This window comes from Gracilibacillus thailandensis, from assembly GCF_010994055.1.
GTDB classification, from domain to species: Bacteria; Bacillota; Bacilli; order Bacillales; family Amphibacillaceae; genus Gracilibacillus; species Gracilibacillus lacisalsi.
This window is the reverse complement of the sequence record NZ_WJID01000041.1, coordinates 1-22369: the sequence shown is the minus strand read 5'-3', so window position 1 is coordinate 22369 and position 22369 is coordinate 1. Positions and strand designations below refer to the sequence as shown.

Genomic DNA, 22369 nt, shown 5'->3' with positions numbered 1-22369 from the left:
TTTGTAATCTTCACCTATCCTTTTAAACCCGAAGTAGCACTTGTATCCATAATGTACCGTTGAAAGACGATAAATATCAAAATCATTGGTACTAATGAAATAATTGAAGATGAAAGTAATAGCACCCAATCAATATTGTCTGCTCCAACAATACTTCTTAAAGCGATTTGAACGGTATATTTATTAGGATCACTTAAAACGATTAATGGCCATATGTAATCATTCCATCTCCATTGAAAAGAAAAAATAGCTAAAGTTATCACAACAGGTTTTGCAATCGGTAACATTAAATTAAAAAATATTCTCCCTTCATTTGCTCCGTCTATCCTAGCAGATTCTATTAGATCATTAGGAACAGTTATAAAATATTGCCGGAACATGAATATTCCAGTGGCAGTATTGATCGATGGGATGATTAAACCAGCTAGGCTATCATATAAGCCCAACTCCAAGATAACGGAAAATGTAGGAGTCATGATCACTTCTGTTGGGAGCATTGTAGTAGCCAACATACATATGAAGAATACCTGTAACCATTTATAATTGTATTTTGCTAATGCAAATCCACAAGTCGCACTGGCCAGCACGGTCAATAACGTTGTTACTATAGCTACGATCAGTGTGTTGGCAAAATACTTTATAAACGCCATTGTTGCCCATGAATATATATATCCATCTATGGTTGGGTTTTCAGGCAAGATATTTAAGGGATAGGAAAACAATTCACTACCAGGCTTTAATGAGCTGAGTAATAACCATATAATAGGAAAAAGGTACATCAATGCTACAATGACAAGTGCTGTTGTTAACATTACAGTGGAAAATCGATCATTCAGCTTAGTCATCTATTTTTCCCCCTTTAGCAAAACGGAATTGTAGTAAGGCAAATACTAGAAGTACTACAAATAAGACCATAGAGGCTGCACTAGCATATCCTATTTTTAATTGATCAAAACCTGTCTCATAAATATATTGCACAATAAAAGTAGTATCTGAACCTGGTCCTCCATTTGTTAAAGCTTGGACCATTGGAAATTCTTTCATTAAGTTAAACACAGCCAATAATATGACTAAAAAGGAAGTAGATCTAATGGAAGGTAATGTAATGTGCCAAAATTTTTGCCAAGCCGTACCACCATCAACATCTGCCGCTTCATATAGAGACTTGGGAATACTTATCAAAGCGCCTATAAAAATCAACATATTAAAAGCAGTTCCCGCCCATGCAGTTGCAAATAAAACTACCAAAAAGGCGAAATTGCCATCGGAAGACCATTGTATTGGATTGCCACCAAGTACTTGGATCATATAGTTTATAAACCCAAAGCTTTCACCGAACATCCATCGCCAAAGGATACCAACTACAATTGGAGAAACTAACCAAGGGAAAAAGAATATCATTTTTGCAACATTCTTCCCTTTTGTATATTTGCTTACAAGTAATACCGAAATAATTAGCGACGTTACATATATGAAAGGAACTCCTAACAACGTATAAAAGAATGTCCTAAACAGTGCTTTATAAAAACTCGGATCTTGAAATAGATTAATATAATTATTAAGACCGACGAAAGTCGCTATACTTCCGTTATATTCGGTAAAGGAATAGTAAACACCTAATAATGCCGGCCAAGCAAAAAATAATATAAACAGTACCAAATTAGCAAAAATAAATAAAAAAGGCCATTTTTTCACACTACACAACCTCCTTCATGCTATTACATGGGAAAGATCCGTAATAAATAGCGACCATTTTGGTGGTCGCTATTTGAAAGAGCTATTCCACGTAAGCATCTGTCATCTCTTTTTTTACATTTTCTAAGGTATCTGCTACGCTTTGCTCATCATTCAATGTTTTAATCATTTCATCTGCCAAGGTACTAGCTAAACTTCTTTTTGAAACCAATTGTTTTCGAACAAGCTCATTTCGCTGCTGACTGGCAATTGGATCAGAAGCAGCAATCTCATTTTGATAAACAACATATGCTTCCGGAGCGAGTTCATATTCTATTTCTGCATCTTCCTTTACAGGTAAATAACCTCCATATGTTGCTAACTCTTCATAATTCTCTTTTTGATACAACCAATCAATAAATTGTTTTGCATCCTCTTCTTGACCAGATCCTTCAAAGCCAACCAAATAGTTCCCACCAAGATTGGTAGCTCTAACATCTTCATATGGCATATAAACAGCTTCCCATTCAAAATCTTCTATGTTCGAAGCAAAATCTGTAATTTGCCAAGACCCTGACATATAAACAGGTACTCTTCCACTTTTGAACATCGAAGAAGCGTCTTCACCTGCTGTCCATACAGACTTCGGCATGATGGTATTATCATTTAATTCAACAAATTTTTCTAGTGCGTCCTTTGTTTCCTCATTTGTTGTATATTGATCACCATCTTGGTAAAAACCTTTACTACCATGTTGGTATAAGAAAGCATTCAGTCTGTGTTCGGAATCATCCATTACCATACCATATTGTGCATCCGTTTTTGCCAATATGGTATTTAATGATGATACAAATTCATCCCAAGTCCAAATATCTCCTTCACTAGTTGGATAACGGACACCAGCTTCTTCAAACAAATCTTTATTTACAAACATTCCAACTGCTGTAAGGTCTACTGGAGGAGCTACTAAATCACCATCAACTGCTATCCCCATATCAACCATCACATTATTATCTTCTGCAATTTGGGATAGATCGATTAATTGCCCTTCCCATGCCGGGTTAAACCCTGTTACACGAGCTAATGCAGGTGGATCTCCTGCTCGAATCATATTCGTGATTTTAGTTACCATATCACTGTATGGAACATCTACCACCTCTATTTCTATTCCCGTCTCTTCCGTATATTTTTCTGACATTTTTGTTAATGCTGAGCCTTCTATAGTATCCCCGGATACATAAAATTGCATCTTATCTCCTTTTGAATCATCACCTGGAATAGAATCAGCAGCTGAATTTCCACATGCGGCCAGAAAAATGGATAGAATTAAAAATAATAAAACGAATCTTTTTTTCATTCATATTCTCTCCTTCTTTCAGTTTTATCTAATAAAGTCACGAACCCTTTTTCTCATATCTCTATCAAGTAAACGCTTACTATTTTGTTTTAGTAGGTTAAAATTTATTAACAAGTATAATTATCAAATTATTCTATAATATTTCCTGCATCAGGAGTGAAAGGTAATTCGTAATCTTCATATCGTACCATAGTCGACATTCCCTTCATTGCATGTTGTAGCTTATGACAATGGTACATCCAATTGCCAGGATTATCTGCTTCAAAAGCTATTTCATATTCAGTATCAGGCATTACTAGTATAGTATCTCTAGTAATAGGTGAACCCTCTAGATCCTCTCCATTACGAGATATTATTTCAAAGAAATGTCCGTGTAAATGCATCGGATGTGGCAAAGGGGTATCATTAGTCAACGTAAGCTTAACAATGTCACCTTCATTCACCCAAATAGGCTCATACTCCTCAGGATAAACGCTACCATTAATAGTCATTGAGCCATCTTCCTTCATCCCTAAATCAGATCGGTATTCCTTATCAAATTGTTTAATGTCAGTAAATTTTCCTTTTTTATATTGTCCGTAATCTAAAATGTCTATCGGTTCAACAGAATCATCTTTAATAGTCTGCTCCTGTTGATTTCTATTATCACCGCTACCTACAGATTCAAATTCTATTACTGTATTATCTGTTAACCACATATCTGCCATTCTTTCGATCACAATATCCTGATTTTCGTCATATATAAATTCCACATCATACCGCTGTCCAGGACTAGTTAATAAGGATTTATTAGTAAAAGTTTCGGGTTTATTAATTGGTTGACCATCTGTATGAGTGATTTTAAATTCTGTACCAGAAAAACGTAGTGTATAATCATAATTTCCAACATTAATGAACCGTAGTTTAACAAGATCTCCATCTTGAACATCAAGAGGCTCTATTTGGTCATTCGTTTCACCATTAATCGTAAACGTATCCCATGCTTCTACAGGCGTCTCTACTGTTGGATAATTTCCTCCTAAAACCTTATCATACAGTTCTTTATCACCGATCCAGTCATCCATTATAAGTGTGTAATCTTTATCATATTCAGCATCTTTTTCCTCTACAATGATAGAGCCAAATAAACCTTTATCAACTTGAAAAGCACTATGTTGGTGGGAATGATACCAATAAGTTCCGGGTGTATCTGCTATAAACTCATAGGTAAATGTCTCCCCAGGTTGAACAGCGTTTTGCGTTACTCCTGGTACCCCATCCATTTGATTAGGAACAGGGACACCATGCCAGTGAATCGTTACAGGTGCTGGTAATTCATTTACTAAATGAACGCGTATAATATCGTCTTCAGTCACGCGAATTTCTGTACCTGGAATCTCACCGTTATAAGTCCATACCTCTCGCTCGGTACCATTCAAAGTAAAAGTTGCCTCTTGTGCAGCAACTGTAAACCCCTTGACTGTTTTTCCTTCTACCAAATATTTCGCACCAGTTTTAAGTACACCAAAAGCGTTCTCAGAAATTAATTCTTCCTGTTGATAATAATCAAGTAATTGTTGAAAGCTAGCTAGATGTTTTGCCATTTTTTCTGTTTCACCATTTTCAGCATAAATATTAACTGATGTAAGATGAACATTTAAGATTCGGGCAACTTTTTCATTAGCAATCTCTCTGGTATCCTTGTAATGATCTACAAGTGAAATCAAATCTTCGATACTACTTATTATATAATCAGCATCATCTATCGATTTCGTTTCCATTTTTACTTGCTCATTAGATGCTTCGGTAGATTGTGCATTGTTAACCCCCGATAAAGCAAATACACTAAACAAGAAAACTGTTAATATTAAAACTAGCTTTTTTTTCATAAACCCTCTCTCCCATCCAAACAAATGACTATCAACCATAAGCATCACTCTCTTACTCATTATCTAGCACATACGTATTAAAAAAACGCTCAAAATTCGCATCAGCACCTTTAACTCGGGCAACTTCTTTTCCTTCTTCATAGTGAACAACTGTTGGTGTTGATTCAATATTAAATGTACTCCAGGCTTCCCGAAATTCGAGCAAGTTTAATTTTTTTAAATCCATCCCCATTTCTTCAGCTAAAGGTACTATTACAGGAGTCGTTTGTTTACAATATCCACATGTAGAGCTGTAAAAGTATACCGTGACATCTTCCTGATCAGTTAATTGTTCTTCTAGTTTATCGGGCAAGATTTGATTTTGATAATTTGGATCATCTAGCTGTTCAACTGTTTCTGGATGTAAAGAGCTTTTTCCATAAGGATTTTCTTCAGCTAACTTATTATTTTGATAGTTCACAAAAAATCCTAGTAACACAAATATCGTAACAAGGCCAATAAGAAAAATAGTCATGTTTTTTTTCATTTTTTTCACTCCTTCTTCAAACACCAAATCTCTTACCGCTATTTCAGAAATCATCAGAAATAAGGCAATCCATAATCAGCACAAACTTCATTTACTTTAACAGAACGTTCCTCTTGCGCAGACTTCTTAGCAGTTAATGCTAATATCTCAGCTTTCAATCCATCATCCAACTGAGTTAACGTTGATTTATTTAATAGTATGGAATCAGCAAAAGCATCAATTTCACTTTGATAAGCATCATAATAGCGGTCCAAGAAAAAATAACTTGGCTGTGCTACCACAACTGAATCTTTTGTACTAACTTCAAGATTTGTTTCTTTTTCATTTTCTACTTTTATTAAACCCTTTTCACCGAACACTTCAATCCGTTGATCATATCCATATACTGCTTGTCTACTATTATCGATCACACCAAGTGATCCATCATCAAAAATCAATGTTATGACTGCTGTATCAACGTCTTTATTCTTATGAAAGATAGGACTAATTAAATTAGCTGTCTTAACACTAACTTCTTCCACCTCTCGTCCTGATAGATAACGAATTAGATCAAAATCGTGAATAGTCATGTCCATAAACATTCCACCTGATTGTTTAATATATTGTTCTGATGGTGGTTTGGGATCTCTAGAAGTAATCTTGATAATATGGGGGTTACCTACTACTCCTTTTCTAACTGATTCATAAACTTTTTTAAAATGTTTATCGTATCTCCTATTAAAGCCAACCTGAAATTTAATATTAGCTTTTTTCACGATGTCTAAAACTTCATAGGTATCATGAATATGGAGACTTATCGGTTTCTCACAAAAGACATGTTTCCCTTCACTAGCTGCCTTTTTTATATAATCCACATGCGTGTCTGTACTTGAGCATATGAATATAGCATCAATTTCGCTATCAGTTAGGATTTTTTCAGGTTGATTCGTTATGATTGGCACACTCTCTCGTAAAGAGGAATGGTCTAATTGATCGTTTGACACATCAGATATAGCTCTCAGTTCAAATTTATTAGAATGGAGAGCATTATAAGCATGAATTTTACCAATCCGTCCGACACCAATAATTCCAATCTTTAATTTTTGCATGATAACTTCCCCTTATTCTAAGTCTTTAATATCACTTACCTGATTCCCTGTTGATAATTTGCTTTTTGGCTAAATTTGATTATTATCAATAATGTCTCTAGTAAACCAATAGATTGAACTACCCAAACCTGAAACGTTTACATTTTTCTTTATACACTATTATTTTTATTACAAAAAAATAACATATTTTAATAAGTTACAATTCATTTGCATACCTTTAACAAAAGAGTGATTTCACTTTATTCAGAATATTTAGAATATGTTGTTGACAAAACAAATTCGGTTTTATACTATTTTACTGTAAACGATTTCCTGACAGAATAGAAAGAAGGTAACGACGAATGCCAAACATCAAAAAAGTAGCTGAACATGCCGGTGTTTCTATTGCTACAGTCTCTAGAGTTTTAAACGGACAAAAAACGGTCTCTCCACAAACTAGAATAAAAGTGGAAAAGGCTATAAAACAATTAAATTATGAACCTAGTATCCTAGGGAGAAACCTTCGAAATTCTGAAACAAGATTATTATTAGTACTAATTCCAAACATTTCAAATCCTTTTTACTCAAAAATAATTAACGGAATTGAAAATACAGCATTAATAAGTAATTACAACATCTTATTATGTGAAACAGACTCAAATCCTGAACGAGAAAAAATATATTTTGATTTAGCAAGAAAGAAAATGGCAGATGGAATTATTTCAATGGATCCTCAAGTTGACAAAGAAACATTAATCGAAATGGCAGAAAAACATTCTATTATCCAATGTAGTGAATACACTTTAAATAGTTCCATTCCATATGTAACTATCGATAATGAGAATGCCGCCTATCTCGCCGTTAAACATCTATTATCACTTGGACATTCAAAAATAGCGTTCATTAACTCCGATGTAAAATTCACTTATGCTAGACAACGCGAAGCTGGTTACAAACGTGCATTAGACGAAGCTGGTATAGACGCAAAGAGTGATTGGATTTATTATTCTCAGGAGTTGGATTTTGTTAATGGACAGCAAGCAATGAAAAAATTTCTAAACCTCGATGAGAAAATAACTGCAATTTTTGCTGTTTCTGATTTACTAGCAATAGGCGCATTAAAAGAAATTAATAATAACAAATTATCTGTACCTGATGACATTGCTGTAGTAGGCTTTGACAAAATTGAATTTTCTAATATGACAAACCCTACTCTTACTACAATTGAGCAGCCAATGTATAAAATGGGGAACATTGCCGCAAAAATGATCATTGAAAAAATTCAAGGAAAAGAAGTGGAAAATGTGATACTTGACCATGAATTAGTGATCCGAGAATCAACTTTGGGATAGTTTCTTGATGCAATAACATATAGCATGAAAGTAGATTCAATAGAGAAACTTCATTTGCCTTGAATTATAACAAGGACAGATAAGTAAGCTCATAAATACTATATTTCCTTTCTATTACTAAGCTTCCAATTAAAATGATATTTTACGGTCTCTCCTACCTCTTTCATCTCTCCGTTTTCCATGTAGATCAGATTTTACTATGGGCAAGGGGAGAGGAGATATTACTGTCTATATCTCCTCTACTTTTCTATTATTTTTATAAATCTTAGTTTGCAACTTGATAATTATCGATGGTTAACGCGATACTAACAACACTCGACAAGTACTAGTAGCTAAATAGATTCTAAATAACCTAATACTTGTTACTTAAGGAATCTCACCTACACGAGGCGCGTCAGGAGCCGTCGGGTAACTCCTTGACCCTCACGTCGCGGTAGAAGATTGTCTCCCCAGCCCCATGGTTCTGGAGTCCCACGAAACCTTGGGTGAGATCTCGCTCCGGGTCGGTGCTGGTGAAGTCGTTAACTAGCACGTCGTTGAGGTAGACCTGGATGTTACTCCCCTGTACTCGAATCTCGTAAGAGTTCCACGACCCCACGGGTTTCAACGCCTGCTCTACAGCCTTCGAGTCGGCGCCCTGAAAAGTGTAGATCGAGCCGGTGGTACGGTCGGGCTGATCAGAGGCATCGATCTGGATTTCGTACCCTTGGTCCACTGCGATCCACGGGTCTTCGCCTGGATCAGGGAATCCGACGAAAACACCACCGTTATCATCTTTGATCAGCTTCCAGTCGAGCTTGAGGCTGTAGCTACTCAGCTCGTACCCTGGGTGCCACAGAAGGCCCATGCCGCCAGTGGAGCGCAGAGTGCAGTCGGCCTGACGGCCGAACGACCCGTCTCCGGCCATTCGCCACCCAGACAGCGACTCAAGTGTGCCGTCAAACAAGGCGGTGTAGCCCTTCTCGTACTTCTGGTCTCCGCAAACATCCGGCCTACCACCAACCTTCAACGCGTCCAGGTTAACGTTCCCGTCGTCGTCCTCATCATATCGTAGGGTGATCGTGTTCGTCCCTGCCTCCAATCGCATCGGTCGCGTTACTGTAGCCCAGCTCTGCCAGTCACCCGTCGACTTTAGAGCCCACGGTTCCTGCTCATTACCGTTGATCAGTACCGACACCGTCTTGGTCCCTTCGAAGGGGTCCGGTCCGTTCGCGTACCGAAGACGAACCGGGTGTGTTCCGGCCCGATCCACTTCCACTGTGAACGTCGCCGACGCCCCTACCGATCCGAAGCCGTCAACGAACCCCCAACCTGAGTACCCGTTGTGCTCTGAGTCGACGTCCGCGCTACCGCGTAGTGTCGCTTCCTCAGCCTCGTGGAATCCCTGATCAGCCGGGGACTCATACCCCGGGATTGCGTTGAGCGTGTACCATGCCTCGGTGTTCCACAGCTGTCGCCCTTCGGTGTCGGCGAATGGACGCGGACTGCGTAGATGCACCACACGTCCCTCCTCTAGACCGTCAACAGTCAAGGTGACGCGGGTGGCGTCATCAGAAACCTCGGCGTTCGAGACGAACAGAGTGCGTTCATCCACCTTAGGCCCTCCATACGTTGGACGTGGCACATACCTCCAGTGGTCCATAACGAACGCTTCATTCGGGTCTTCGGTGATCTTCGTGATTGTCTCCTCCGAGAGAGGCTGAGTGTAGGTGACCTCGAACCCTTCCGGTGTGGCCCGCATCTCGACCATGTCGAACACATCCGTACCGTTCGGGTTCAGCTTCTGTAACCCGTAGCGTAGCTTACCTGGCTCGGACCAGTTGCCAGCCTCGCCGATTCCTCCCACGTATAGAGCTCCGCCTGGGCCCACTAATGTGCGGTTCACACCCGCCTCAAGTCCCGCCGAGTGACGGAACACTGCGCCTTGGAACTCTCCATCCACCTCTTCAAGAAACCCACGCTGCAGGCCGCCGTATGTCACGTCGCCGAACACCATCTGCCCAGCGTATGGGCCTTCCTCCAACATCACTGGGGATGAAGGGGAATTGCCGATCTCGTTCTGCGGTATCCACAACGCCGGGTTAGTAACCGGTTGATTGTCGAATGGCCCTGCCGGGTTAGTAAAGTGGTTGAAGAATCGATCCTGTTCCACGTGCACCAACTTCGAACTAGGCAACCATCCGCCCTGATTATCCATGACGAACAGCTCACCGCCTGGTACCTGCGTCATCCCGTTCGGTGTGCGCAGACCACCGGCTACGTACGACACCTCACCTGTGTCCCGGTCGACCTTGATCGTGGTTCCACGGTTTTCCGCAGGCTGCGGATCGGTGGTGGCGCCACCGTTATTGATTGCAACCGATAAATTCACGTAAAAGTAGTCGTCGTCATATAGCAGCCCAAAAGCAAACTCATGAAAGTTTCCTCCAAACGGCCAGGTAGCAACCTGCTCGTGATTGTCAAGGAACCCATCCCCGTCCGGATCAGTAAGCTCAGTCAGCCCATCACGCTCCGAGACGAATACCGAGTCGCCTATCACCGCGACACCCATCGGGTTGTATAGGTCTGTGGCCACGCGGGTGAACGTGACATCATCAGGCCCTGTCGCCTCGGTGACGCCCTCTAGGACGAACACCTCGCCAGGCTCGGGATCATCCACCCAGCCGCCTGGGCTCACCGAGCCTGATGTCACCACGACTAAGTCCCCATCCTCCGTCCAGTCCATCGCCGACACCATCGGCTCAAACCCATCTGGCCGCAGATCGGTGAGTGTGTACCCCGGATAGACCGAGTCCAAACGCATTCCGTCACCCGCCTCATCCCCCTGACCCTCACAATACTTCGTACCCGGCGCGGTCACACGAACGACCTCAGCCTCGGTACTGAGGACCTCGGTGGGAACTAAGGTAAAACTATCAGCACCCGGTGGGCGCCATTCGAGACGGAGAATGTTGTCGTTGGTGTTGTCGAAATACTCAACCTTCAGGTCATGTACACCCTCTGTTAGGCCAATTGTCCCTGTCTTTGAGGTGGCCTCGTGTAAGCCATCGTGATCGATCACCATCGAGCCATCAATCACCAGGCGAGACCCGTCATCACTCGTGAGCCGAAACTCGTAGTTGCCATCCTCTGGAACGGTCAGGTTGGCCAAGGCATGCGCGATGAACCGTTCGCTCAAGCCGAATTCATCTTCAGTCGAGAAGTCGATGGTAGGGACTAAGCGGTCGACGTTTGGTGTCTGGCCCGATCGCAGCGTGCACAGTTGAGTAAGTTCCCGCGCCATGTCGTACACCCTGAGAGTAACACCAGACTCTTGAGGCGGAAGGTCGTTAGAAATCTCGGCAGAATTATCTGCTGATGTCGCAAATGGACTCAACGACATTGTAAACAGACCAACAGTTAGAATGGAAGCTACTGTCATTTTCTTTAGAACATTTTTCATCCTATCTCATCCTTAAAAAATTTATTTATAAGTAGAAGTATCACTAGACATAAAGTTTTTTAGAAGCCAAATATTAAAAATAGTACATATCATCACCTTTACAATTTATTGATCCATACTAAAATTGTATTGGAGTTCCTCATTAAACTAGGTATAGGTATTGCAAACAAACCGGGCAGTTTACTTCGTCCCAACAGCCATTTTTTGATCTTATCTCCTACAAAAAATTTCTATCAGGGACCTTTCTTATAAAGGGAAGCTCCTAATATATAATTTATTCCTATAAAAAGTTTGCTTATTTTCTCTAGGAATGAATTAACTTGCTTCTCGCTTGTTCTCTTAATTGCGCCACATTAACCCAACCCCCTGTTTTATTGGACTGCTGGACGGCTTCCAAAACAGTGATTTTTAGCTCCATCTTCAAAGTTAGGCTTTGGACTATAACCATTTTTGATGCCTTTCATCAACTCGGAGATCATGTTTAAAAAGGTATGTTCATAACCAATAATATGACCTGCTGGCCAATACGCACGTATATATGGGTGTACTTCTTCGGTACAATTTATCGTTCTGAAGCCTTGTAAACCTTCTTCATCATCAATAAAGAAAACTTCTAAATTATTCATATTTTCTAAATCCCAACGAATAGATCCCTTTTCACCATTTATTTCAAAACGATTTGCATTACGGTTTCCTGCAGCAAATCTAGTTGCTTCGAAAATACCGAGTGCGCCATTTTCAAAACGACTCATAAAAATTGCAGCGTCATCTACTGTAACTTCTCCCATTTCTTCTGAATCGACACTTGCACTTAAGCCTCCACTCATTTCTCCAATTGGTCTTTGTTTAACAAAAGTTTCCAATATACCATTAACTTCTTTCATTTCACCAACAAGAAAACGAGAAAGGTCTATAATATGTGCCCCAATATCACCTAATGCACCAGACCCAGTAACTTCCTTCTTCAACCTCCAAACTAGTGGAAAGGAAGGATCCATAATAAAATCTTGGAGATATTGTGCTCGTACATGAAAGATTTTTCCTAATCGGCCTTCATCTATTAGCTTTTTTGCATATTGTACTGCAGGGGCATAACGGTAATTGTGAGAGACCATATGGATTGTGTTCGACTTTTCAGCTACTTCAAGCATGCGTTCAGCATCTAACAAGGACAAGGCTAATGGCTTTTCACAAAGTACATGTTTCCCCGCTTCTAAAGCAGCAATTGCCATTTCTGTATGTGTATTATTTGGGGTTACTATATCGACTAAATCAATATCATCCCGCTCTATTAATGTTCTCCAGTCCGTTTCATAAGAAGCATACCCCAAAGCGCTGGCAGCTTCTTTGACTGCTTCTTCATTACGACCAGCAATTGCCTGTTGTATGGGTTCACAGCCCTCGTCAAAAAAGAATGGAATGTCACGATATGCATGACTATGTGCTTTCCCCATGAATTGGTAACCAATCATACCAACTCGAACTTGTTGTGTGTTCATGCCCACCACATTTCACCAAGCCTTTCTTTTATGATTAATTCTTTAAGAAAATCTGCTGCTTTTGAAAAACCCTCTTCGACTGACATTAAACTATCTTCATGTTCGATACTGATAGCGCCCTCATACCCAACAAGTTGTAAAGCGCTTATAATTCGTTTCCATGTTTCTTCTCCATTTCCATAACCAATCGTTCGGAAAATCCAAGACCTGTGTAATTCATCACTGTATGGTTTTGTATCTAACACACCATTAATAGCAGTATTTTGGGGATCTATTGCTGTATCTTTTGCGTGAAAATAAAATAGTGCATCATTCTTTGCAAGTTCTTTAATCCCTACGACAGGATCCATGTTTTGCCAAAATAAATGGCTCGGATCAAAATTAACACCTATACGATCTCCGCATTCTTCTCTTAATTTTAAGCTTGTTTCCGTATTATAAACGACAAAACCCGGATGTGGTTCAATCGCTACCCTGACACCGTATGCTTGTAAGAATTCATTCTGCTTTTTCCAATATGGAATAACCTTTTGTTTCCATTGCCAATCCAATACCTCTGGATGGTCATCGGGCCAAGCTGCAGTAACCCAAACTGGATTTTCTGAATGTTCCGATTCACCTGGACATCCTGAAAAAGTGATAACTGTTTCCACGCCTAATTCAGAAGCAAGTTTTACGGTATTTTCAAATTCGCGATGATGCTTATTTGCTTTTTCTAACTGAGGATGTAATGGATTTCCATGGCAGCTTAAAGCACTAATTTCCAAATTTCTTTTTTCAAAAGATTCTTTAAACGCCTGTAGTTTAGTAGGATTTTCTAGTAATTCAGCTGGATTGCAGTGTGCATTACCAGGATATCCTCCCGTCCCTATTTCAACAGCATCTAACCCCTTTTCAACAATAATATCTAACGCCTCATCAAGTGAACGATCTCCAAATAATACTGCAAATACTCCTAATTTCATGAGAAGACCTCCATTATAAATTTATAAACTTAACTAGATAAACCTCGTAATATTCATTAAAGTAGGATTTTAGGGAGCATTGGTTATGCCCCCTAAACCTTATGACCATTAATAATTTGCATCCTCATCGTAATAGTCTTCTACATTTTCAGGTGTAACTGGTGTTGCATCAAGAACAATATCATGTGGTACTAGTTCACCTTCGAAACCCTCTGGACTTTCACCTTTTAGAATTTTAGCTGCTAAATTTACCCCAATAGCACCCTGTCTAGGTGAGTACGTAACCGACACCTTTACTTCTGGCATCGTACCTTCTAGCATCATATGATAAATTTCCTTCATACCACCTGAACTTACTATAAACATTTCCTCTTCACGTTGTGCATCTCTGATTGCTTGAACGATACCAACAGTCATATCATCATCTTGGGAAAAAACAGCATCAATTTCATCGTTCGCTAACAAAATGTTTTCCGTTGCCGCTAATGCAGCTTCTGCAGTAAAGTCACCAGGTTGACTAGCTATGATTTCAATCTCCGGATAATCTTCAATGTAATCACGGAAACCCTGAGATCTTAAATCTGTCACAGTAGAAGGTACACCAGAAATTTCAACTACTTTACCAGCTGGCTCACCATTCTTTTCGATTAAACCTTCAACTAAGTACTGTGCATCTACTCTACCAATACCATAGTTGTCACCACCGATATAAGTACGATAAGATTCTGTTTCTAAACCGCGGTCTACGTTAATTAATGGAATTCCAGCTTCTGCAACAGCTTCTGCTGCTGGTGTTAATGCAGCAGATTCGATTGGTAACATTACAATGGCATCAACACCTTGAGTAATGAGATCATCAATATCAGATGCTTGTGCTGCTGGGTCTGAAGATGTTACTAACCTATAATCGATATTCTCTTCTGCAAGCTCCTCAGCTGCTGCTTCAGTATTTTCAACCATAGCACCCATCCAGCCATGACCAGCAGCTGGCAAGGATATACCTATTGTGTAACCATCTGAGTCACTAGCGTCACTGTTTGCCTCTTCATCTGCATTTTCAGTATTTTCTTCCGTTGTTTCCTCTTCATTATTTTCATCAGTTGTGGCAGGCTCTGCATCGTCACGACAAGCCGCCAGGATAAAACCTACCATCAAAATTACTAAAATTTGTAAAAACTTTCTCGTATTCATTTTACTTCCCCCTTAGAAATTATAAAAATAGATTAACTACGCTTTTGCAACAATACCGCTACTAGTATGATCGCTCCCTTTACAACACCTTGAATATAGGGCGAAATATTTAGGAGATTCATAATGTTGCTTAGTATTGCAAGGATTAATATACCGAACACAGTTCCTATAATTCGACCTTGACCACCCGTCAACTTGGTTCCACCTATAATAACTGCAGCAATTGCATCTAATTCATACATCGAACCAGAGCTTGAAGTTGATACAGAATTTAGACGAGAGGTTTCAATGACAGCACCAATCGCGGCTGTTAAACCACAAATCATATAGGTCATAATCGTAATTTTGTTTATCGGCACTGCAGATAAGTGTGCTGCTCTCGAGTTACCGCCCACTGCATAAATATGGCGGCCAAATGTTGTCTTTTCTAGTAATATAAAAGCGATTACAACTACAACTGCAAATATATAAACAGGAATCGGTATACCAAATAAATACTCATTTCCAATTGCCCGATAATCCATGTTAGAACCTGCAATTGCACCAGCATCTGCATAATACAAGGCTGTTGATCGTGCAATCGTCATCATAGCTAATGTTGTAATAAATGCTGCTATCTTCCCATAGGTAATAATTACTCCATTAATAACCCCTATTAGAGCTCCAGCTACTAAGCCAAATAAAATTGCTGTAAAAATAGATGTACCAAAGTCAACTTGTGATGCCATAACAATGGTACCTGTCAAAGCTAAAACTGAACCAACAGATAAATCAATGCCTCCAATTAGTATGACAAAGGTCATCCCAACTGCTAGGATCCCAATAACAGATATCTGTCTAAGCATATTCGTTATATTTAGCGGTGAAAGAAAGTGATCACTCGCGATAGATGCAACAATAAACAGTACAATAAAAGCAAATACTACACTGTAATTTGACCAAAAATATTGCATCCAATTATATAGCTTCCTATCTTTTGTAACTTCAATTTCTGTTTCCAGATTTGCCATTCTCTTAGCTCCTTTCTACTACTTAAAGCCCTGTCGCTTTTTTCATCAGTTGTTGTTCTGTAGCTTCTTCATGATTGAATTCACCGCTAATTCTGCCATTATGCATAACAAGAATTCGATTACATATTCCTAATAGCTCTGGAAGTTCAGAAGAAATAACGATAACCCCTTTTCCTTCTTTTGCTAAATTAGAGATCAAATGATAAATCTCTCTTTTCGCACCTACATCAATACCTCTTGTTGGTTCATCAAACAAAAATATCTCTGTATTTGCAACTAGCCATTTCGCAAGAACGACTTTCTGTTGATTACCACCACTCAAATTTTTAACTGGCTGATTGACACTATGAAGCTTAATATTTAAATTTTTTACTTGCTCTTGAATATCAGCTTTTTCTAATTTTCTATTAACAAACCCAACTCGCTGATATCTCCTTAAATTAGGTAGAGTAATGTTTTGAGCAATACTCATATCCAGTATTAAACCTGTTTGCTTTCTATCTTCAGTTGCAAAACCAAAACCACCTTTTACCGCTTGTATTGGTTTCTTATAATTCACTTGTTGTCCTTTTAAGCTTACTATTCCTTCATCAGCGGGGTCCCCTCCAAAGATCGCAGTTGCAAGTTCACTTCTTCCGGCGCCAATTAACCCTGCAAAACCTACGATTTCACCTTCTTTCAGTGTAAAGCTAACATCCTGAAAATTTGGAGTCTGAGTTAATCCCTCTACTCGTAATATTTCATTACCAAATTTAGTTGGTAATGGCGGATACATATCTTCAAGTTCTCTTCCAACCATGAGATTGGCAATATCATGTTCTGAAAAATGCTCTAGGACATCCGTTTTTATCCACTTTCCGTCTCGTAAAACTGTAAGTCTTTCACAAACTCTTTTTAGTTCAGGTAAGCGGTGAGAAATATAAATAACAGAAACATTCTTTTGTTTTAATAAATCAATTAATTCAAATAGTTTTTCTGTCTCCTTATCTGTTAACACCGCGGTTGGCTCATCCATGATGAGAATTTCAGGATTAAGAGATAGCGCTTTCAAAATCTCGACGATTTGTTGTTCACCAATGCTTAAATCCTTTACCAATGACCTTGGACTAAGTTCTATACCAAATTGATCTAATAATGCTTTGGTATCTTTTCTCATTTTCTTATAATCGACAAATCCCAAATTCTTAGGTTCCCTGCCTAAGAATACATTTTCTGCGACTGATAAATATGGAATTAAATTTAATTCTTGGTGGATAATAGCGATACCTAGCATTTGAGACTCTGCCGGAGAGGATATATCGACACTTTTTCCATTTAAGATAACTTCACCTGAGTCAGGTTGATGTACACCAGCTAAGACTTTCATCAAAGTTGACTTTCCCGCACCATTTTCTCCGACTAATGCGTGAGCTTCTCCTTTAGCTAATTCTAAATTCACCCCATCCAGTGCTATAACACTCCCAAATCTTTTTGTAATCCGTTTCATCTCCAGAATCATAAACTCCCCCCTTATTGCTTAAATTAGTTGTGGTAAAATACAACGGATGAAAAGCTACAAATCACTTGTTAATATATTTACAGATTATTTTTAATATTATGATAATTAATTACAGAAATTACATGATTATAACCCTGGGATAATTGAAATTTTAAAATCATCTGAGAAAACGTTTACTTTTATTAGCTATTTTGATCTAAATAACATTGCCATTTATTTTGCTAATAAATAAAACATTCATGTAAGTATTATTGGTTTATTCATTACTCCGAAGAATGATCATGTTTCGCTTCATCATTTGTTTGACCTTCGGTCTCTTCTCCACCTTTTTGTTCGTTATATCCTGGTTCTCCTTCTGGATGAGTTTCATAATGATGATGAAAGTGGTCAAAAAACTCCTCATAATATTTATCCTCTTCAGAGCTAAGTATCCACCCAATCTGATATCCCCTGCTAAAATAAATAGTAGCCGGAATCGTAATATTTTCTAAATCCAGTAATTCTTCTAATTCTGGATATTGGTTAAGATTTAGACGATGAACAGTAATATCCCTATCCTCTGCTAATGGAAATATTAGCGAATTCATTCGTTCACAATCGTCACAGCCTGGTTCATAAACATAGATGAACTCTCCAGTTGGACTCCCCATTAGACTTATTAATGATGCACGAACTTTTTCTAAATTTCCAGTTAACTCATATTGTTGTAGTTCTTCCGGTATATCTCCCGCTTCTATTCTTTCCTTTCCTGGGTTGAGTATAACCATTACAACAATAACGATAGCTATTAAAACAATTCCTATACCACTTATCCATAACTTATACTTTTTTTTCTCATTATTTCCTTGCTTTTTCTGTTGTTTATTTACCATGCCCAAAACTCCCTTAATGGATAAATTAACTTTTATTAAACACGTTATTCTTTAAAAAACTAATCATCAAAATATTTTTAAAAAATCCTCGTATGGATCCAATTACGCGTTTACTTTACTCTTATTTAAAGCAAGATCAAGTATAATATCATGAACGTCTGTAGCCTTTATCTGATTAGGGAGATCGATATCATTACCAGTAACAATCATCGATACTAGATCTTCTTCGTTCCGGGCTGGTAATCCATGAGAACCTTGTATTCTCTCTGGCTCTAATGGAATTTTATATGTCTTTGGATTAACAAAAAGCTCAACAGGATCATATCCGGGTTTGCGATGGATATCAACGGTATATGCAAATTCTGGCGCCGCTTCATTATCCAACCACCAATAATAGACAAACCAACTATTTCGTTCTGCGATCGCAATCAATTCGCCCGAACGTTCATGGTTAATCCCGTTAACTATTTTCTCTTCTTCGCCCCATACTTCAGCTATACCAGGAGTCTCTTCTAGTAACTTCTTAACTACTGGAATATCTTCTTCTTTATTAATATAGATGTGTGCTAATTGGTGATCTGCCAATGCAAAGGCACTACTCATCTCCAAATCAAGGAAATCTTGGCCTTCTACCTGTTTTACTGCAATGTATCCACTTTTATTTAATATTTGATTAATCATAACTGGTTGATCTACTTGGTTGAAATTATATTCAGATAAAAGAACTAGACGAGTTTTCTCCTTTAAATTGCGTTTTTCTAACGCTTCAACAAACTCTCCTATTAATTGATCAATTTCCTTAACTGCATGCTTGGCCTGTTGACTCTCAGGACCAAACCGTTGCGTATGATAATCCATGTTTGGTAGGTAGACAAGTGAAAGTCTTGGGCCAAACTCTTCTAATACATCTAGAGCTGCTTTAGCAATCCATTCACTAGATTTAAATGATGCAAGAGGCCCCCAAAATGTACTCAAATCGAATGCCCCATATTTTTCTTTTAGTCTAGGATACAAATCTCTCGGTTTAGAGTCATACCATTGAATCATCTTATCGTCTAAATGAAAAGGGGCAGGTGTGACAACATAATCAGCAGTAGTAAGCTTACTAAATTGCCAAAAAAGAATGGCTGTTTCTGCACTAGGGTCTTCATGCTTCAACCGTTCCCATAATTTTTCACCTTGTATTGGGATCATATATTGATTCCACATTTCTACTTCTTTATAGTCTCTATCAGGTAAACCGTTACATATAATACCGTGCTCACTCGGTGGCTTACCAGTGATATACGTAGCCTGCATCGTTCCAGTCACAGCTGGAAATACAGGCTTAATTTTTGTATGTTTACCTTCATTTAATAGTTTTTGTATATTCGGCGTAAGTGTCTTATCACTAAGCAGTGCAGGAGATAAACTGATAATATCTAAAACTACTACATGTTCTTTAGTCATCAAATATCTTCCTTTCATTTTAAAATTACGTTACAGCGAATAATTTCGTAAATAAATAGCTTGCTAACATAAAAACTGCAACACTTAAATAGCCAGCTAGTCCTCCGAAAGGGGTTGCCAATGCTGCAACTAATAGTGGAAGCCCAACAATACAAGTTCCTACAGCCTTCCGAATATATTTTGCTGTAGGACTTTTCAAAGCTAATCTGATTCCTTTGAAAGTCCATATTAAAAAGATGAGTATTGCAATAATACTGATGTATAGATTATCCCAATCACCAATTAATAAAACAGCTAATGATGATAAAACAACGATAGTTGCCATTACTTTGACCCGAACTGGATAGGTTCCTTCTCCAACCTCAGCTCTAGCCAGGAAAGTAACTGTAAAAATGTAGACCAAGCTTATGAGTGAAATCCACCAATTTTCGATAAGCTGATCGGTGACAAGTGAAAATCCTAATAATAAATTTAGTAGTCTGCACATCCCCATTGTTAACGGTCCATAGAAATAATTGTGCTTTGCAACTCTGTCATATAACAAAATAAACAATGTTAAGACAACGGCGATAACTAAACTTACCACATTAACTAAGGCCGCTAGCAGGAGGGCTAGAGGTAACAAAGACAGCCCTATATATAGCGCAGCCTGCTTGGAAATACGGCCAGAAGGTAGGGGTCGCTCAGGGCGTTCCTTTTTATCAATCTCATAATCAAAGTAGTCATTAAATATCAACCCGCATGCATACAACAAAGCACTAGCAAGTAGTAAGAAAACAAGTTCTATAGAGAATGGATGACCAGTTAAACCGCTCACAATCCATCCCGCTGCCATAATATCAGCCATTGCAGTAAACAAGTTGGGAAGTCTAACAAGTTCTAAAAATGACTTTACTTTGCTATTCATAGCTCGTTTAATATTCCTCGTACATAGTCATAGGATTGCTTAGCAGTTTCGATTGCTGTCGTTTGGTAGGGGTATAACTCAATCGTAATAAATCCATCGTAACCAGTATCCTTTATTTTTTTTAAAACTCCTGGTATGTCAATGGACCCTGTGCCAGGAATCATATGCTCATGAACTCGACTAGCAGCGATATCTTCCAGATGATAATGTTTCGTATATGGCAATAATTTATCTACTAATTTAACCGGATCTTCATTTACACAAAAGAAATGCCCTATGTCAAAATTCAACGCAATTGCATCTGACGGTACAGCCTTTTTAAATTCAATAAATTGGTCGGATGTTTCAATGGTCAGATCAGGTTCTGGTTCCACAAGAATGGTAACTCCTGCTTTCTCCGCATGGTCAGCTAATTCTTCCATCGCTTCAATAAACACTTTATTAGCCCAAGCACTATCTACTCCCTGCATTGGTCCACCAGGCTGAGTAGATAATGTTTTAGCTCCTAATCTAGCTGCCATATCAATACACGAATGAGTATGATCAATTCGCCTTCTTCTTTCCCCTGCTTCACTTTCAACAAAAGAAGGGCGCCAATTGTCAATATAACCATAAGTCATAAAGGCATTCATATTGGAAATTCCAATCTGGCGATAGTCCAACCTTTGTTGAATTTCTATTAACTTTTCTTCTGTAGTATCAGGAGGAAACGCATGCGGAATATCTTGTAAAATCTCAATCCCGTCATATCCTATTTCTGCTAAAATATCAATAGTTTCTAATATACTGTACTTTTTAAAACCGTTACTACTGAATGCTAATTTAATTGGAATGCACCTCCTGTTGTTTTTCCAAATTTAATTTTCCAGATTGTTTGTAGTAGTTAAATGGGTTGTCCCAAACTAATTTCTCAATTTCCTCGTCACTATATCCAGCTTTTCTCATTGCCAACGCAGTATTAGCAATATTCAATGGATCTGCAGGCCCCCAGTCTGCTGCTGTGTTAATCATCATTCGATCTGTACCATACTTACCAAGTAACTCTAATGCACCATCCACTAACACCTTGGTAGGATAAATTGTCATGGCACTCCACGCTCCATAATCAACAGCGATGTCCATGGTATCCTGGTTGTTATGGTCCAGGATAACCTTATCTTTATTAATCCCTACTTGCTCTAAAATCTCGCAAGTCTTATAAGTACCTTTTCGTTTTTGAGTATGTGGAGTATGGACCATTACTAATAAATCTAATTCTTTTGCCATTTGTAGCTGACGTACCATAATTTCTTCTTCAGCATCCGTAATTAAATCGAATCCAATTTCCCCTAGAGCTAGACAGCGTTCATGTTTCAGGTATTCTCCCATTCCATCAATAACTTCATGTGCAATTTCAAGGTTATTTGCCTCTTTTGGATTCATACCAATACAACTAAAATGTTCGATATTACCAAATTGCTTTGCTCGTGTCGGCTCGAAGGTAAGGATATGTTTAAAATAGTCAAAATAAGATTCAGCATATTGGCGATCACTACCTAACCAAAAGGAAGGTTCTACTACTACACGAACTCCAGCAGCTCCCATTTTTTGATAATCATCAGTAGTTCTTGAATAACAATGAATATGTGGATCAAAAATTTTCATATAAGATCTCTCCCTCTATATAATTCAAATATCGTTAATATACTCTTG

Annotated in this window: 17 protein-coding genes and 1 pseudogene; 1 reads left to right on the top strand and 17 read right to left on the bottom strand. The window is 38.6% G+C overall.

All coding sequences use genetic code 11. From position 1 onward, the window contains the following. Positions 1 to 14 precede the first annotated feature (14 nt). The 6 genes from GH715_RS12870 to iolG form a co-directional block, all read right to left on the bottom strand. Complete coding sequence (locus tag GH715_RS12870) at positions 15 to 845, bottom strand: carbohydrate ABC transporter permease (RefSeq protein WP_153835701.1); 831 nt, start codon at positions 843 to 845, stop codon at positions 15 to 17. Then, positions 838 to 1695, bottom strand: a complete 858-nt coding sequence (locus tag GH715_RS12865) for a carbohydrate ABC transporter permease (RefSeq protein ID WP_163578642.1) — start codon at positions 1693 to 1695, stop codon at positions 838 to 840. Before GH715_RS12865 ends, GH715_RS12870 begins: the two co-directional genes overlap by 8 nt. Before the next feature lie 82 nt (positions 1696 to 1777). Next, on the bottom strand, positions 1778 to 3031 hold the full coding sequence (locus GH715_RS12860; RefSeq protein ID WP_153835699.1) for an ABC transporter substrate-binding protein: 1254 nt from the start codon (positions 3029 to 3031) through the stop codon (positions 1778 to 1780). Positions 3032 to 3159: 128 nt separating this feature from the next. Continuing rightward, positions 3160 to 4899: a multicopper oxidase family protein gene (locus GH715_RS12855; RefSeq protein ID WP_163578641.1), complete on the bottom strand. Its 1740-nt coding sequence runs from the start codon at positions 4897 to 4899 to the stop codon at positions 3160 to 3162. Positions 4900 to 4951: 52 nt separating this feature from the next. Further along, complete coding sequence (locus GH715_RS12850) at positions 4952 to 5425, bottom strand: thioredoxin family protein (RefSeq protein ID WP_153835697.1); 474 nt, start codon at positions 5423 to 5425, stop codon at positions 4952 to 4954. 53 nt (positions 5426 to 5478) lie between these two features. Next, positions 5479 to 6513 carry an inositol 2-dehydrogenase gene (gene iolG / locus GH715_RS12845; protein ID WP_153835696.1) on the bottom strand — a complete coding sequence of 345 codons (1035 nt, stop codon included), beginning with the start codon at positions 6511 to 6513 and terminating at the stop codon, positions 5479 to 5481. 341 nt (positions 6514 to 6854) lie between these two features. On the opposite strand from iolG, the gene GH715_RS12840 reads away from it, so the two are divergent. Further along, a complete protein-coding gene (locus GH715_RS12840; RefSeq protein WP_153835695.1) occupies positions 6855 to 7844 on the top strand; it encodes a LacI family DNA-binding transcriptional regulator in 990 nt (329 codons plus the stop codon). 394 nt (positions 7845 to 8238) lie between these two features. On the opposite strand, the gene GH715_RS12835 is transcribed toward GH715_RS12840, so the two are convergent. The 11 genes and pseudogenes from GH715_RS12835 to GH715_RS12785 all read right to left on the bottom strand — a co-directional run bounded on the left by GH715_RS12835 (position 8239) and on the right by GH715_RS12785 (position 22321). Beyond that, positions 8239 to 11286: a 3-keto-alpha-glucoside-1,2-lyase-like domain-containing protein gene (locus GH715_RS12835; protein ID WP_153835694.1), complete on the bottom strand. Its 3048-nt coding sequence runs from the start codon at positions 11284 to 11286 to the stop codon at positions 8239 to 8241. A 304-nt stretch (positions 11287 to 11590) separates the two neighbouring features. After that, positions 11591 to 12785 (bottom strand): annotated as a pseudogene (locus GH715_RS12830) (Gfo/Idh/MocA family protein). Continuing rightward, positions 12782 to 13750 (bottom strand): sugar phosphate isomerase/epimerase family protein, encoded by a 969-nt coding sequence (locus tag GH715_RS12825; RefSeq protein WP_153835693.1) that lies wholly within the window; start codon positions 13748 to 13750, stop codon positions 12782 to 12784. Before GH715_RS12825 ends, GH715_RS12830 begins: the two are co-directional and overlap by 4 nt. 108 nt (positions 13751 to 13858) lie before the next feature. Further along, a complete protein-coding gene (locus tag GH715_RS12820) occupies positions 13859 to 14941 on the bottom strand; it encodes a substrate-binding domain-containing protein (protein ID WP_153835692.1) in 1083 nt (360 codons plus the stop codon). A gap of 32 nt (positions 14942 to 14973) precedes the next feature. Then, positions 14974 to 15951 carry an ABC transporter permease gene (locus tag GH715_RS12815; protein WP_153835691.1) on the bottom strand — a complete coding sequence of 326 codons (978 nt, stop codon included), beginning with the start codon at positions 15949 to 15951 and terminating at the stop codon, positions 14974 to 14976. Between the two features lie 22 nt (positions 15952 to 15973). After that, complete coding sequence (locus tag GH715_RS12810; protein WP_153835690.1) at positions 15974 to 17449, bottom strand: sugar ABC transporter ATP-binding protein; 1476 nt, start codon at positions 17447 to 17449, stop codon at positions 15974 to 15976. Between the two features lie 263 nt (positions 17450 to 17712). Then, positions 17713 to 18321: a hypothetical protein gene (locus tag GH715_RS12805; protein ID WP_153835689.1), complete on the bottom strand. Its 609-nt coding sequence runs from the start codon at positions 18319 to 18321 to the stop codon at positions 17713 to 17715. 102 nt (positions 18322 to 18423) lie between these two features. Next, positions 18424 to 19770 carry an alkaline phosphatase family protein gene (locus tag GH715_RS12800; protein WP_153835688.1) on the bottom strand — a complete coding sequence of 449 codons (1347 nt, stop codon included), beginning with the start codon at positions 19768 to 19770 and terminating at the stop codon, positions 18424 to 18426. A gap of 25 nt (positions 19771 to 19795) precedes the next feature. Continuing rightward, entirely contained in the window at positions 19796 to 20677 is an 882-nt protein-coding gene (gene eboC, locus GH715_RS12795; RefSeq protein WP_153835687.1) for a UbiA-like protein EboC, read from the bottom strand. Beyond that, complete coding sequence (locus GH715_RS12790) at positions 20674 to 21444, bottom strand: sugar phosphate isomerase/epimerase family protein (protein ID WP_240469391.1); 771 nt, start codon at positions 21442 to 21444, stop codon at positions 20674 to 20676. The genes eboC and GH715_RS12790 overlap by 4 nt, the downstream gene beginning before the upstream one ends. A 55-nt stretch (positions 21445 to 21499) precedes the next feature. Next, entirely contained in the window at positions 21500 to 22321 is an 822-nt protein-coding gene (locus GH715_RS12785; RefSeq protein ID WP_153835686.1) for a TatD family hydrolase, read from the bottom strand. Between the last annotated feature and the right edge of the window lie 48 nt (positions 22322 to 22369).